This is a genomic window from Streptosporangium amethystogenes subsp. fukuiense (genome assembly GCF_042665875.1).
Lineage (GTDB): Bacteria > Actinomycetota > Actinomycetes > Streptosporangiales > Streptosporangiaceae > Streptosporangium > Streptosporangium fukuiense.
Genome location: NZ_JBHTEE010000001.1, coordinates 1457730 through 1471677 on the forward strand (window position 1 = coordinate 1457730; position 13948 = coordinate 1471677).

Annotated in this window: 14 protein-coding genes; 7 read left to right on the forward strand and 7 right to left on the reverse strand. The window is 71.5% G+C overall.

The window, feature by feature from the left end:
• Nucleotides 1-232: 232 nt before the first annotated feature.
• From ACFQVD_RS06240 to ACFQVD_RS06250, 3 genes are read right to left on the reverse strand one after another with little or no spacing between them, the layout of a single operon-like run.
• Nucleotides 233-1648, reverse strand: a complete 1416-nt coding sequence (locus ACFQVD_RS06240; protein ID WP_343963634.1) for an MmgE/PrpD family protein — start codon at nucleotides 1646-1648, stop codon at nucleotides 233-235.
• Nucleotides 1645-2448: a cyclase family protein gene (locus ACFQVD_RS06245; protein ID WP_343963632.1), complete on the reverse strand. Its 804-nt coding sequence runs from the start codon at nucleotides 2446-2448 to the stop codon at nucleotides 1645-1647. The genes ACFQVD_RS06240 and ACFQVD_RS06245 overlap by 4 nt, the downstream gene beginning before the upstream one ends.
• Nucleotides 2448-2750 carry a CoA transferase gene (locus ACFQVD_RS06250; protein ID WP_343963630.1) on the reverse strand — a complete coding sequence of 101 codons (303 nt, stop codon included), beginning with the start codon at nucleotides 2748-2750 and terminating at the stop codon, nucleotides 2448-2450. The genes ACFQVD_RS06245 and ACFQVD_RS06250 overlap by 1 nt, the downstream gene beginning before the upstream one ends.
• A gap of 382 nt (nucleotides 2751-3132) precedes the next feature.
• On the opposite strand from ACFQVD_RS06250, the gene ACFQVD_RS06255 reads away from it, so the two are divergent.
• Together ACFQVD_RS06255 and ACFQVD_RS06260 are read left to right on the forward strand one after the other, a co-directional pair.
• Entirely contained in the window at nucleotides 3133-4572 is a 1440-nt protein-coding gene (locus tag ACFQVD_RS06255; RefSeq protein ID WP_343963628.1) for a dihydroorotase, read from the forward strand.
• Between the two features lie 111 nt (nucleotides 4573-4683).
• Nucleotides 4684-5727: a carbohydrate kinase family protein gene (locus ACFQVD_RS06260; RefSeq protein ID WP_386274271.1), complete on the forward strand. Its 1044-nt coding sequence runs from the start codon at nucleotides 4684-4686 to the stop codon at nucleotides 5725-5727.
• A 107-nt stretch (nucleotides 5728-5834) separates the two neighbouring features.
• Here ACFQVD_RS06260 and ACFQVD_RS06265 read toward each other — a convergent pair whose 3' ends face one another.
• On the reverse strand, nucleotides 5835-6155 hold the full coding sequence (locus ACFQVD_RS06265) for a plasmid stabilization protein (protein ID WP_343963622.1): 321 nt from the start codon (nucleotides 6153-6155) through the stop codon (nucleotides 5835-5837).
• A gap of 263 nt (nucleotides 6156-6418) precedes the next feature.
• Here ACFQVD_RS06265 and ACFQVD_RS06270 point away from each other — a divergent pair, with 263 nt between their 5' ends.
• Nucleotides 6419-7258 (forward strand): PIG-L family deacetylase, encoded by an 840-nt coding sequence (locus ACFQVD_RS06270; protein ID WP_343963620.1) that lies wholly within the window; start codon nucleotides 6419-6421, stop codon nucleotides 7256-7258.
• Between the two features lie 62 nt (nucleotides 7259-7320).
• On the forward strand, nucleotides 7321-7833 hold the full coding sequence (locus ACFQVD_RS06275; protein WP_343963618.1) for a hypothetical protein: 513 nt from the start codon (nucleotides 7321-7323) through the stop codon (nucleotides 7831-7833).
• A 218-nt stretch (nucleotides 7834-8051) separates the two neighbouring features.
• Here ACFQVD_RS06275 and ACFQVD_RS06280 read toward each other — a convergent pair whose 3' ends face one another.
• Complete coding sequence (locus ACFQVD_RS06280; protein WP_343963615.1) at nucleotides 8052-8495, reverse strand: hypothetical protein; 444 nt, start codon at nucleotides 8493-8495, stop codon at nucleotides 8052-8054.
• A gap of 33 nt (nucleotides 8496-8528) precedes the next feature.
• Between ACFQVD_RS06280 and ACFQVD_RS06285 the strand changes: the two genes are divergently transcribed.
• The 3 genes from ACFQVD_RS06285 (at nucleotide 8529) to ACFQVD_RS06295 (ending at nucleotide 11124) form a co-directional block, all read left to right on the forward strand.
• Nucleotides 8529-8756 (forward strand): hypothetical protein, encoded by a 228-nt coding sequence (locus tag ACFQVD_RS06285; protein WP_343963613.1) that lies wholly within the window; start codon nucleotides 8529-8531, stop codon nucleotides 8754-8756.
• A 103-nt stretch (nucleotides 8757-8859) separates the two neighbouring features.
• A complete protein-coding gene (locus ACFQVD_RS06290; RefSeq protein WP_343963611.1) occupies nucleotides 8860-10488 on the forward strand; it encodes a penicillin-binding transpeptidase domain-containing protein in 1629 nt (542 codons plus the stop codon).
• Nucleotides 10489-10533: 45 nt separating this feature from the next.
• Nucleotides 10534-11124: a phosphoribosylanthranilate isomerase gene (locus tag ACFQVD_RS06295; protein ID WP_343963609.1), complete on the forward strand. Its 591-nt coding sequence runs from the start codon at nucleotides 10534-10536 to the stop codon at nucleotides 11122-11124.
• An 86-nt stretch (nucleotides 11125-11210) separates the two neighbouring features.
• Here ACFQVD_RS06295 and ACFQVD_RS06300 read toward each other — a convergent pair whose 3' ends face one another.
• Nucleotides 11211-12263: an LLM class F420-dependent oxidoreductase gene (locus ACFQVD_RS06300; RefSeq protein WP_343963607.1), complete on the reverse strand. Its 1053-nt coding sequence runs from the start codon at nucleotides 12261-12263 to the stop codon at nucleotides 11211-11213.
• On the reverse strand, nucleotides 12260-13930 hold the full coding sequence (locus tag ACFQVD_RS06305) for a thiamine pyrophosphate-binding protein (RefSeq protein ID WP_343963605.1): 1671 nt from the start codon (nucleotides 13928-13930) through the stop codon (nucleotides 12260-12262). The genes ACFQVD_RS06300 and ACFQVD_RS06305 overlap by 4 nt, the downstream gene beginning before the upstream one ends.
• Nucleotides 13931-13948 lie beyond the last annotated feature (18 nt).

Consider the following 13948-nt stretch of genomic DNA (forward strand, 5'->3'; position numbering starts at 1 on the left):
ACATCAGACATCGACTATACCTGGATCAGAGCCGATCGGAGCACGCGATCACGCACCTGGCCAGGGAGCATGGGCCGGTACCCGGGCCGCACTCCCGGAGAGATGCGGTTGCGGATGGAATGATAATGCTTGTTCCTCGAACAGTCTGACCTTTAGTCGCGGCGCACCGGGGCCGGATGACACCGCCTCGGCCGCCGCCTTCCGCGATCGGTGGCGGCTGAGGCGTCCACGCCTAGGCGTGCGTGATCAGCGCCGCGTCGAGCAGGCCCGCGACGCTGCGGCGCGTCGCGAGGCCGCGCACCTCCAGGGCCAGTGCCTCGGCCGCCTCGGCCGGCAGCACACGAGAGGCGTTGAGGGTGTACTTCGTCTGCAGCTCGTCCATCGTCAGCGGATGTTCGGGCCCGCCGCGCGAGGAGTGAACCCGGTGCTCCAGACGGCGTCCATCCCTGGTGCGGACCCGCAACACGGCGGAGAAGGCCCGAGGGAACTCCTCGGTGCACTCCGGGTCGGCCACGACGCGCACCTTGGCGGCCAGTGACAGCCGCCGCTCGTCACGGAAGGCGGACTCGGCGAAGTCGTCGAGGTGCAGTCCGAGGCCGCCCCCTCCGATCAGGGCGCTGGCCACGGTGTACGGGCCGGAGAACTTGGCGTGGTACGGCGTCCGGGGCCGGACCTTCTCCTCGTGCGGCTCCCCGATCGTCCGCAGCGGGGCGGCCGCCACGCCGAGCTCGATCTCCGCCACGTCCTCGGGCCGCAGACCTCCGGCGCGCAGGGCGAGGGCGGCGTCGATGCCCGGATGGGTGAAGTGGTTGGAGGGGTAGGGCTTGTACACCGTACGCAGCAGCTCCCAGCGCTCGCCCAGCCCGTCGGTGATCGCGGCCTCGTCGTAGCGCCCATCGAGGAACGCCTGGAAGAAGCCGAAACGTCCCTCGAAAACGGTCGGCGGCCCGGTCACCCCCTCGGCGGCCATGGTGGCGGCGACCACGCCCGAGTGGGCGGCCCAGCCGCAGTGCACCCGTTTCACGGTGCCGCCGGTGCGGTTGGCCTCGATGACCCCCGCTCCCATACTGGCGGCGATTCCCATGGCATGGGCGATGCCGTCGGCGGAAAGGCCCATCAGCAGGGCCGCCCCTGCGGCGGCGCCGACGGTCCCGCAGATCGACGTGGCGTGCCAGCCCTTCTCGAAGAAGAGGGAGTTGCGCAACTCGGGGATGTAGGACGCCATGCCCAGCCGGTTGGTGATCTCGTCGCCGACCGCCACCGCCTGGCAGAGCTCGGTGCCCGAGGCCCCGACGGACTCCGCGACGGCCAGGGTCGCGGGCACGACGGAGGCGGACGGGTGAAGCACCGAGGGCAGGTGGGTGTCGTCGAAGTCGAGCGCGTGCGCGAGGGTGCCGTTGACCAGCGCCGCGGAGGGCGCGGGAAGCGACAGCCGGTGGCCGAGCACGGAGGACTCTCCGACGCCGCCCCACCGGCTCGCCATCCGCAGGGTCGCCTCGTGCGGCTCGGCCGGATCGGTGAGCTCCTGGGCGGCGAGGCAGTTGCCGAAGGTGTCGAGCACCCGGCCGGTCACGTCCGCGACGACCGCGGGAGGCAGGCCCGTACGGCCGGCGGCGGCGAATTCGGCCAGAGCCGAGACGATGCTCATGCGGTGAGCACCGCGAGCGGCCGCACGGGCGCGCCGGTGGCGCCCACGATGGGGAGAGGATTGAGGACCAGCAGGAACTCGGGCGTCCCGAGGCCGAGCAGTTCGGTCAGGCGCATCGTCTCGACGATGTGCACGCCCGCCTCCACGAGCAGGATCCGGTGTACAGGGAGCGTGGAGTGTCCGCGGCCCGCCGCGATGTGCTCGAAGGCGATCGTCTCGCCCCCGGCCACCGCGACGCCCTGCTCGACCAGCCAGCGAGCCGCGTCCGGCCCTGGACCGGGCACACCGCCCTCCTCACCGGTGAAACGGGCCGGCCGGTCCCACTCGCGTGACCAGCCGGTGCCGATCAGCACGGCGTCACCGGCGCGCGGCCGCACGCCCGCCCTGTGCGCCGCGGCTTCGAGATCCTCCGGGGTCACCTCGTATCCGGGCGGCAGAACGTCGACCCCGTGCACGGCGGTCACGTCGAGCAGCACGCCACGCCCGACGTACGGGGTGAAGGTCTCGATCCCGAGCCGGGACAGGCCCTGGTGTGACTGGATGCCCGCCGCCTCGACCTCGCCGTGGACGTACCCGTCCTGTGAGACGTGTCCGAGGGCGTCGACATGGGTGCCCACGTGCCCGCCGGTGAGGATGACCTCGTTCGCGGCCGAGCCGCCGTCCTCGCGGACCATGTCGCCGTGCCGCCGCTCGATGACCATCCTGAAACGCGGGTGGTTCGGCGACTGGGGCATGCCCGTGCGCATCGGCTGAGCGAGATCGACGATCCTGGAGCCGTCGAGGTGCCGCCACAACGACATCACGCCACCTTCCTCTCTCGCGGGGCGTCGAGCTCGTCGGCGCTCACGCCGAGGTCACCCCGGACGCCCGCGTTGTCGGTGCCGCGCACGCGGCCTGTCCACCGGATCGGGCCCGGTGTGTCCGAGAGCCCGAAGAGCACGTGCTGTTCGGGGTCTGCCACCTTGACGACGTCGGCGCCGTGGTCACCGGGGGTCGTCGCCGCCGGCGGCCCGGCGAACAGGGTGGCCGCGCCGACGACCACGATGCCGGCCAGTGGCCCCGCAGGGCTCCCGGAGGGCCCGGGCATCTGCTCCGCCTCCACGAGATCGGCCTCCTCGAAGTGTGTTGCGTTTACGGCCCGTCCGAAGCGCATCCCCGGGGGCTTCACAATCTATTGAAACAGCGTTACCGTCTGCGGAACAAGTTCTGGTGAAGACTTCGAGCTCCGAAGGGGGAGCGCCCCTTTTCCCTGGAGGAACACATGCCGAAGGAAGACCGGAGCCCCGTGGTCGCCGACCCGCCGGTCCAGGAGAGCGGCAGGCAGGCCGTCGCCGCGGTCGAGCGGGCCGCTGGAGCGGTTCCGCACCGAGGTCGACACGTGCGTCGAGGCGCTTCTGGAATCCACCGCACGACTGTCCGCCCAGATGGGGTGGACCACACCGGAAAGGGGGTGACGGCCGCCCCACGGGCCGGCTGTCGCGCGTATGTCCCGATATGACCTGTTGATCAAGGGGGGCACCGTCGTCCTTCCCTACCACGGAGAGATCCGCGCCGATCTGGCGGTCTCCGAGGGGAAGGTAGCGGCCATCGCCCACGACATCGCCGCCGCGGAGGCCGGCGAGGTGGTCGACGCCCGGGGGAAGGTGGTCCTTCCCGGGGCCGTGGACGCCCACTTCCACCTTGGCATCTACCGCGACCTGGCCACCGACGCCTTCGAGGAGACCCGATCGTCTCTCGTCGGCGGCGCCACGACCGTGCTGTCGTACTTCCGTACCGGTTCCCACTACCTGGACCGCACGGGCTCCTACGAGGAGATCTTCCCGGAGGTCCTCGCAGCGGTCTCCGGGCGGTCCTGGACCGACTACGGCTTCCACCTCGCGCCGATGACCGTGGACCAGATCGCCGAGATTCCCTACCTGGTGGCGGAGCACGGCGTCACGTCGTTCAAGTACTACATGTTCTACAAGGGCTTCGACCTGGCCGCGAACAGCCGGGACGCCCGCGCCTTCACCATGGGGGACGAGTACGACCTCGGTCATCTCTACCTCATTCTGGAGCAGGTGGCCCGGGTCCAGGACGCGCATCCCGGCCTGCGGCTGTCGCTGTCGCTGCACTGCGAGCAGTCCGAGCTGATGAGGGTGTTCATCGACCGGGTCCGCTCGCAGGGCGACCCGCAGACGCTCCGCGCCTATCACGAGGGACGTCCGCCGCTGACCGAGCGGGTCGCCATCGGCGAGGCGACCACGCTGGCGAACCACACCGGCACCAGCGTCAACCTGCTGCACCTGTCCAGCAGGGAGGCGATCGAGGCCGTCGTGCTCGCTCGCGAGGTGAACGGCGCGGCCGACATGCGGGCCGAGACCACGCTGCACCATCTCTGCCTCGACCACGACGGCCTCGACGCGGTGGGCGGCCTCGGCGGGAAGGTCAACCCCCCGATTCGCACCAGGGCCGACGGCGAGGCACTGTGGCAGCGCGCCGCCGACGGCACGATCGACTGGGTGGCCTCCGACCATGCCTGCTGCATGGAGGCGGAGAAGGGCGAGCGGCTCTGGCCGGCGCGCCCGGGATTCGGCGGAACCGCTCTGCTCTATCCGGTCCTGTTCTCCGAAGGGCATCTCAAGCGCGGGCTCTCCCTCGCCCGTATCGCCGAGCTGGCCTCGGCCAACCCCGCCAAGGCCTACAACCTGTGGGGCCGCAAGGGCAGCCTCGCCGTCGGCTTCGACGCCGATCTGACCGTCGTCGACCCCGAACTGGCGCAGACGGTGACCCCCGAGCTGTGCCTGTCGGGCCAGGACCACTCCCCGTTCGAGGGAGTCGGCCTGACCGGCTGGCCGGTCACCACGGTCGTCGGAGGTCAGGTGCGCTTCCGTGACGGTGCGGTCGTGGGCGAGCCCAGCGGGCGGTACGCGCGCCGCGCGTGACCGGGCCCGCCGGCGAGTGGGTTCGATCGAGGTCGGCGCACGAGGACCGGTCATCCGGCACCACCGGATGCACGGCGCGGTTCCCGATGAGACGATCCATCGGTGGGTGACATGTTCGAGGACTCCTGTGGCCCCTCCCGCGGGGACGGGCCGGCAATGATCACCGTCATCGGCGAGTCGGTCGTCGACATGGTCGCGGAGGGCGGCGGCCGGGCCTACACCGGGCATCCGGGCGGCAGCCCGCTCAACGTCGCGGTCGGCCTGGCCCGCCTGGGCGATCCCACCGCGTTCGTCGCCCGCCTCTCCACCGGGGTGCTGGGCCGGACGCTGCGCGCGCACGCCGCGGCGAACGGGGTGGACCTGCGCTGGGCGGTCCCGGCGAGCGAGCCGGCCACCCTCGCCATCGTCTCCGTCGACGAGGCGGGTCAGGCCGCCTACGACTTCTACGTCGAGGGCACCGCCGACTGGCAGTGGGGGGACGGCGAGCCGCACCTGCCGGCGGAGACCCGGGTGGTCCACACCGGGTCCGTGGCCGCCTGGCGGCCGCCAGGCGGTGACCGGATCGCCGGCGCCGTCGCGCGGGCGAGGGCCGAAGGCCGGGTACTGATCAGCTACGACCCGAACATCCGGCCCGCCCTGCTCGATGACCCGGCGTCCGCACGCCCGCTCATCGAGCGGTACGTGACCCTCGCCCACGTGGTCAAGGTGAGCGAGGAGGACCTGAGCTGGCTCTACCCGAACCGGCCGGCCGGCGAGGTGGCCCGGGAATGGCTGGGGTTGGGCCCCGACCTGGTGGTGGTCACCTACGGAGGCGAGGGCTGCCTGGGGCTGACCCGAGGCGGCCACGCGCTCCGGAGACCGGCGATCCCGGTCCAGGTGGTGGACACCGTCGGTGCCGGAGACGCCTTCACCGCCGGCCTGCTCGACGGGCTGCTGCGAGGCGGTCACGCCACCCCGGCCCTGATCGGCGAGTTGTCCGAGGCGGAACTGACCGGCATCCTCGACCAGGCGGCCACGGTGGCGGGCCTCACCTGCCGGCGCGCGGGAGCGAACCCGCCCACCCGCGCCGAACTACGGGCCGCCCAGGGGCCGGACCATCGGTACCGACGCCCGGCAGGGCCGCCAGATCGGGACGGCGGCGCCGGAGGTAGGTAACGCGGGCGGTAGGGCCGATCAGTGGCCGGAGACGGACCCGGCCGGACGCGACCCCGCCGCCCCCGGTCGCCATGAGGCTCCGAGTGCGGGGCGCGCCCGCCGGATCCTCAGCGGAGGGCCTTCTCCAACTGTGCCTTGCTCATGGTCGAGCGGCCCTTGATGTTGCGGCGCTTGGCCTCCGCGTAGAGCTGCTCCTTGGTACGGCCACCGGCTCCGGAGTGCGAGCGCAGCCCGCCGCGCCGAGACGAGGAGATGTCCTGGGTCGAGGTGCGGCTTGCGGTGCGGGACTCCCCGGCGCGGGCACGTTCCTTGTTGACGGTACGGGCCGCGATCTCCTCGGCCCGGCTCTCCTTCTCCCCGCGCCGTCGCGCGCTCTCCTTGATGTGCCTGTACTGCCGCTCGCGCTTGGAATTGGAACCACGCGGCATGGCGATCACCTCTTCGCATCGTTCACTTCTGCCTTACCACTCCGCTACCCGCGCCGTCCCGCCTGACACCGGTACCACCGCCGTCCCGGACCGACTCTTGACGATGCCCATGCCGGGACCATCCCCGCGCACGTGTGGACGGTCCCGCGGAGAGCGACGCGGTGTCTCCGGCCCGCGGCGGGACGACCGCCGGTTGGGAGTGTCGGCGGGGCGTCGTAAGGTGAGGCGGTTCGCTGGGTTTTCCTACGGAGGGAGCGGTGTCGGTGAGTGACGGGCTGACGTTGATGGCGGTTCATGCTCATCCCGATGACGAGGTGATCGGGACCGGCGGGATCCTGGCCAGATACGCGGACGAGGGCATCCGCACCGTCCTGGTCACCTGTACGAACGGCGAGCAGGGTGACGCGCCCGGCGGGGCGAAGCCGGGGGAGCCCGGTCACGACGAGGCGGCGGTGAGCGCGCTGCGGCTGGAGGAGCTCCGCGCCTCGGCGGCCCACCTTGGCATCTCCCACCTGGAGTTGCTCGGCTACCGGGACTCGGGCATGGTCGGCTGGGCCGGAAACGAGGCCGAGGACGCCTTCGCCAACGTGCCGTTCGAGCAGGCCGTGGGCCGGCTGGTCGCGCTGATGGAGCGCTACCGCCCGCAGGTCGTCGTCACCTACGACGAGAACGGCGGCTACGGTCACCCCGACCACATCCAGGCACACCGGATCGCGGTCGCCGCGACCGAGGCCAGCGGGATTCCCGGCAAGCTCTACTACACGGCGGTGCCCCGCGAGCGGATCGCCGAGATGTTCGCCTATCTCCGCTCGACCGGCGCCGCCCCCGAGGACCTGGAGCTCCCCGAGGACTTCGGCGTCCCCGAGGAGCAGATCACCGCCGTGATCGACGTGGCCGACCAGGTGGAGCGCAAACGCAAGGCGCTGGAGGCGCACGCGAGCCAGGGCGAGAACATCTTCCTGCTGCGGATGCCCGCCGAGGCCCAGCACCGGGCGTTCGCGCAGGAGTCCTTCATCCGCCACCTCAACCGGGTCCCGGCCGCCGCCGATCGCGAGGACGACCTCTTCGACGGTCTCCGCCAGGGGACTTCCGGCCGGTCATGAGCGGGGTGACCCGGTCCGGCCCGCGGACCGGGTCACAGTGATCTGCGGGATACCCGGGCGAGGTGGTGTGCCTCTTCCTCCAGCCGGATGGCGGGATGTTCGCCGGGCCGCCCGGCCCGGGGGCGCGTCTTGACGGCGGGATCGCGGCCGCCAGGGTGAGCAGCGACTGCCTGGCCGTCGGCGAGTCGGCGGTCAGGTCCTGGGCGGCGCGAGCCGAGGAGCACACCCGCTTAACGACCGGGACCTCGGTACCGGCCATGGCCTACCCCCTGGTTCTCGACGTGACCGGTACGCCGGAGGGGCTCGCCGTCGCGGTCGCCGCCACAAAGGAGGGCGGGCGCGTGGTCGTGCTCGGAGCGCCGCTGCCCGTCGGGGCGGTCTACGGCCGTGGGCTTCCGTCGCCGGGGCGCACGTCGCCACCTTCGCCGATGACGCCGAGGAGGAGTTCACCTGGGAGTTCCTCCACCACCGAGCGGGTCACGTTCGTCCTGCTGTTCCCGGAATTCGGCGAGATGTGGAACGAATACGCCGACCGAGGCGTGCTTCCGATTCCGAAGGCGCTGCGCGGTCCCTAGGCGGGCCGCGACTACTCCGACGAGGAACGCGAGCTGTTTCTCACCTACTCCCGGCGCGCCGCGGAATCCTACGCGGGGTGGTTCTCCCGAAGAGGTGAGCCACCGTCGATCAACCCGTTCATGGACGGCCCGCTCTTCCTGCGCGACCGCCCTGCCTATCGGGGCGACCTGTGCGAGGCGGGTAACCGTTTCGTCCGGATCATGCCCGACGGCGCGATCTACCGCTGCGGTCCCGCCGAGCTCATCGGCAACGTCGCGGAAGGGTGGTTCGAGCGCCGGCAGGGCACCTCCCGCTGCGCGGAGAAGGAGTGCCCGTACTTCTGCGAGAAATACCGCGTGCCATGAGGTTCAGCCGGGTTCGTCGAGGATCCGCCGCGCCTCCCCGGCCACGAGTTCGCCCAGCTCAGGGTGTTCCACCAGGCGAGCGTGGTGTCGATCCAGCCCGCGAGCGCGTTCTTCGGGCGGGAGAAGATCGAGCCGGTGAACCTCGCGGGGCCTTTCGGCACGTCGATGTCAAGCCTGACCGGGAGCGGATCGTCGGCGTCGATCTCTCCGGAGACGCCGTACGGCTCCGTGCCCGCCTGCAGCCAGGAGCCGCCGAGCCGGCGCTCCCGCACCTGGTCGAGGACGAGCGTCGCGGGGCCGCCAGCGCCGCCCGCCACGACTGGCTCGCCCCGCCGACCGGCCGTGGCCTGATGCTGGGCCTGCCGTGCGCCGACCGCCACGTCGCCGATCTCGTCTCGACGCTCGCCTTCGCCCAGGGCCTGCTCGTCGAGACCTGCGGCAGGCGTGGCGAGGTGGTCAAACTCCTCCCGCCCCTCACCGTGACCAAGGCCGAGGTCGCCCTGCAGATCCTGGAGCACGTCACGGACCAGGTGGCGGGCTCACGCCTCGTCGGGTCCACTCTCCCGGCCGCGACATGACACTGCGGTACCGAAGTCCGGAAAGCCTGGTTCGCCGATGCCCATCACCTTTACGATCTTTTTGCTGGTTGGCAACCGTGGAAACCCAGGGGAGCAAACGGTTATGCGGGATCGACGGCTCCTCGTGCTGGCCGCCCTGGCGGTCGCGATCGTCGCCTTCGGCGTGTACGGGGTGATGGCGGCACCTGGGGCCGTGGTGGCCTCGCCGCAGTCCACCCCCACCGGGGAGCCGCGGCCCGGCCAGAAGCTGACCCTGTCCGATCCGGCAGCGGCCACCCCGACACCGACTCCGACTCCGACTCCGACTCCGACTCCGACTCCGACTCCGACTCCGCAGGACGGTCCCGCGCAGGCCGGGGCGAGATACCTCACCGCCTGGCAGGCCGGTGATCTCGCCGCCATGGCGGACCTGGTCGCCGACCCCCCAGCCGACTTCGCCGACCGGCACCGCAGGTTCGACGCCGATCTGCGGGCCTCGTTGTCCTCCCTCACCCCCGGCGAGCTGCACCGCGAGAGCGAGGCGGCCGAGCTGTCCTTCACCGGGGTGAGGGAGGTCGCGGGTCTGGGCCGCTGGCCGTTCACCTCGGTCCTGCGCCTGGTGATGCGGGCGGACACCTGGAAGGTGCTCTGGAGCCCGGAGACGATGCACCCGGCGCTCAAGGACGGCGGGCGCCTGGTGCTGAAGGAGACCGAGGTCCGGCGCCCGGCCACGCTGACCCGCGAGGGGTTGCCGTTCCCCCGCGACAGCAGGGCGGGCGACTACTTCACCGGGCTGGGCGACACGGTCCTCGATGTGAAGCTGGAGGAGGAGGGCTCTGGCCGGGTGCTGATGGCCTCCTCGCCCCGACCGCCCTCGGGGAGGAAGACCACGATCTCCCAGCCGGTCCAGGCCGCCGCCGCCCGTGCCCTGGACGGTGTCGGGCAGCCCGCCGCGATCGTGGCGATGGACATCAGGACGGGCCAGGTGCGCGCGGTGGCGGACGGGCTGGGCGGCAGGGAGGCGTTCAACGGCCTCTACCCGCCGGGTTCGACGTTCAAGGTGGTGACCGCGGCCGCGCTGCTGCACAACGGCCTGACTCCGGAGTCGCAGGTGGCCTGCCCGGCGGGCTACACGATTCCGAACGGCCGGAGTTTCACCGACTCCGACGGTGTCGACCACGGCACCGTGAGCCTCACCACGGCCTTCGCGCTCTCCTGCAACACCACCTTCGCACAGCAGGCGTACGAGCGGCTGCGCGACGACCGGCTGCGTGCCGAGGCGGCGGACCGGTTCGGGTTCCGGGAGAAGCAGGGGCTGAGCTACTGCCGGATCCGGTCCTACGAGGGCCCGGACCAGCTGGGTTCCGACGCCATCGGCCAGAACTCGGTACAGGCCAGCCCGCTCTGCATGGCCGAGGTCGCCGCCGCGGTCGCGAGCGGCGTGTGGAGACCCGCGATCACGACCGCCGAGCCTCCCGCGGACTCGCCGTCGCCGGTGCCGCTGGGCGATGAGGTGGCCTCGGGCCTGCGGACGATGATGGGCGCCGTGGTCGGCCGGGGTACGGCCGCCGGGGCGGGCCTCCCGCCGGACACCGCCGGCAAGACCGGTACCGCCGAGGTCGAGGGCGGAGAGGACCACGCCTGGTTCATCGGCTACCGGGGCTCCCTGGCCTTCGCGGTGTTCGTCCGGCACGGCGGCGCCGGGGGTACGGTCGCGGCGCCGATCGCCGCGAGATTCCTGAACGCCCTCTGACGGCGGAGGCGGCAACCGGCCTGGAGAACGGGCTAACGTACGAGGGTGTATGTGAAGATCTGCGGGCTGCGCGAGCCCGGACATGTGGCGACCGCCGTCGAGGCGGGCGCCGACGCCATCGGATTCGTCCTCACCAGGAGTTCACGGCGGGTCACCCCGGCGCGGGCGCGCGAGCTGGCCTCGGCGGTCCCCCCGCACGTGCTGACCGTGGCGGTGTTCGCCGGCGAGCCCACCGAGGAGGTCAGGGCGGCCACCCTGGAGTCAGGGGTACGCGCCGTCCAACTGCACGGCGAGCACCCGCACGCGGACTTCACCGCGCTGAAGGACCTCGGCGTCACGCTGGTCCGCGCCGGGGCCGCGAGCACCGATCTGCGCTGCGGCGCCCTCGACGAGGACCTGCTCATCGTGGACGCGCCCAGGCCGGGCTCGGGGGAGCCGTGGGACTGGGCGGCCGTGCGCGGGCGCCCGGAGGGCCGCTGGATGCTGGCCGGGGGCCTGACCCCGTCGAACGTGGCCGAGGCGATCACCGCGGCCCGGCCCTGGGGGGTCGACGTGTCGAGCGGCGTGGAGGTCGCGCCCGGGGAGAAGGACTCCGGGCTCATCAGGGATTTCGTCACCGCGGCCCGCGCGGGGTGAGAATCGTTCAGGCTGATCGTTGTGACGACCCCGCGGACTTGGTCAACCTGGCACTTGAGGAGGTCCGTCCGATGGGGAGGCCCGCCTCATCCTGCGGATCTTCGCAGGGCGGTGATGTCCTTGACGCGGTGCCGGTGGGTGGTGGCGAGTGGGGTGGCGTTGAGGGTGGTCACGCCGGACTCGGCGAATGCGGCCAGGCGTTCGGATACCCAGCCGGGAGGGCCGACGAGGGCGACGCCGTCGATGAGTCGCCGGGGGATCGCGGCCGCTGCCTCCTTCCTGCGGCCGGACAGGAAGAGATCCTGGACTCTGGAGGCGGTCTCGGGGAAGCCGAAGCGTACGGCGAGGTCGTTGTAGAAGTTCTTTCCCTTTGCGCCCATGCCGCCGATGTAGAGGGCCAGGTGCTCGCGCACCTGCTGCCGGGCCGCGGCCAGTTCGGCCTCGTCCTCGCTGATGAGCACCTTGGTGTCGACGATGACGTCCAGCGGCGGCAATTTCGTGGATCGCTTCGATCGCCCTGCTCGCAGCGCGTCGGCGAACGTGTCCTTCGCCCGCTCCGGGAGGTAGAAGAGCGGTTCCCAGCCGTCGAACAGTTCGGCGGCCAACTCGACGTTCTTCGGGCCGAGGGCGGCCAGCACGAGGGGGATCCGGTCACGCAGCGGGTGGTTGATGAGCTTCAGCGGCTTTCCGAGACCCGAGCCGCCCTTTTCGGGGGAGAGGGGGATGTCGTGGTGCCTGCCGTGGAATTCGACCGGCTCGCGCCGCCACACCCGGTGGCAGATCTCCACGACCTCGCGGGTTCGTGCCAGCGGGGCGTCGTGTCGTAGCCCGTGGAAGCCCTCGATCACTTGGGGGCCGGACGCGCCGACGCCCATCGTGAAGCGCCCGCCTGAGACGTAGTCGATTCCGGCGGCGGTCATGGCCAGCAGCGTGGGGGTGCGGGAGTAGATGTTGAGGATCGAGGAGCAGAGTTGCAGGGTCGAGGTTTTCGCAGCGATGTAACCCAGTTGGCTCACCGCGTCGAAGGTGTACGCCTCGGGTAGGAAGACGACGTCCAGGCCGGCCGCCTCGTACTCCCGTAGGGCCTCGACCGTCTCGTGGAAGTCGCGTGCGTAGTTGATGGGCATGCCGATTCTCACGGGTGTCCTCCTGCGCGCGCGGCGGGAGGGACCCGGTGGAAATCCATCGGGATCCGGTTCGGATCGAGTTTGACGTCGACCAGAAGCGGCCAGGATCCGGCGGCGATCGCGTCCGCGACATGCTGGAAGTCGGCGGGCCGGCGGACCTCCACCCCGTGTCCGCCGAGGCTGCGCGCGACCGGGGCGAAGTCCGGCCAGTCGAAGTAGGTCGTGGCGGGGTCGTGACCTCGCTTGACGAAATGGTGGTGCTCGGCGCCGTAACAGCCGTCGTTCAACACGACGACGAGCAGCTTGAGTCGCCGGCGGACAGCCGTCGTGAACTCCGACAGACCTCCGAGCATGAAGCCCCCGTCACCGCTGACCGCGACCGAGAGCCGGGTCGGGGCGGCGACGGCTGCCCCCATCGCCAGGCTGAGACCGAGCCCGATGGATCCCATGCTCATCGTGTGCACGTAGTCCCTCGGCGACGCGACCGAGATGCGCCGCACCGATTCGAAGAAGATCCGGCCGCCGTCGACGGTCAGCAGGCGATCCGGGGGCAACAGCGACTCCAGGAGCTCCAGGCTCTCGATGTACTCGACTGTGCCGGGACGCCGATCACCGGACGGTTCGGCGGAGACCTCCGCGCGTGCCGGTTCCGGCTCGGCGGAGCCGGCGACATCCCAGAGCGGCCGGTCGGAATCGACGCCTTGCGCCGCCAGCTCCTCCAGCAGGGCGCGCGCGGTCGCCGCCGCACTGCCGTGAACGAAGGGAGTGGAGCGGGCCTTCGCCGCGTCGACGTCGATGTGGACGACATGCCTGCCGTGCGTCGCGGTCCCCTGGTGGGTGGTGTAGGAGTTCAGACCTGCCCCGACGGCCACGATCACGTCGGCCGCGTCGAAGTACACGGCCGACCGGCCGGACCGGAGACCCCCGAAGATTCCGAGGTCGGCGGGTTCGCCGCGGAACAGCTCCTTCGCCCGGAGGGTCGTCGCCACCCGGGCGCCCAGACGGCGGGCGAGGGCGAGCGTCGCGGTACGGTCCGCCTCGGCGATCGCTCCGCGCCCGGCCAGGATGAGCGGGCGACGCGTCCGCAGGAGCACCTCCACCGCGGCCCGGACCGCGTCTCGGGTGGGCACCACCTCCTGCGCGAGCCCGGACAGTGACCCGGACAGGGACCCGGAGAGTGCCCCGGACAGGGAGCAGGGCTCGTGCGTGTGGTCCGTGGGGATGCCCACGACGACGGGCCGCGCGGAGCGGCGGGCGCGGCGGAAGGCGAGAGAGAGGACGTCGTCGGCGTCCGCCAGGTGTTCGAGCCGCAGATACTCCGCCCCGGACGAGCGCACGATCGCGTCCGTGGGGACGCGCTGCACGTTGTCGTCGTCCCAGGACGGCGTCTCCCCGGCGAACAGCACGAGCGGCAGGCGGGACCGCGTCGCGTCGGCGAGCGCCGTGGCGGCGTTGGTGATGGCCCCCTGCGTGACGGTGGCCAGGCCCACCCGGTCCGAGACGCTGGCATACCCCGCCGCCATCAGCACCGCGGCGCCCTCGTGGGTCACGGCGACATACCGTCCCCCTCGACGCACGAACGAGTCGACAAAGAACAGGTTGCTGTCACCCGTCACTCCGAAGAGCGGCGTCCCCAGCTCGGCGCACACCCGAGCGAGTTCCGCATGGAACGAATTCACCGTTGTCGACCTTTCCTC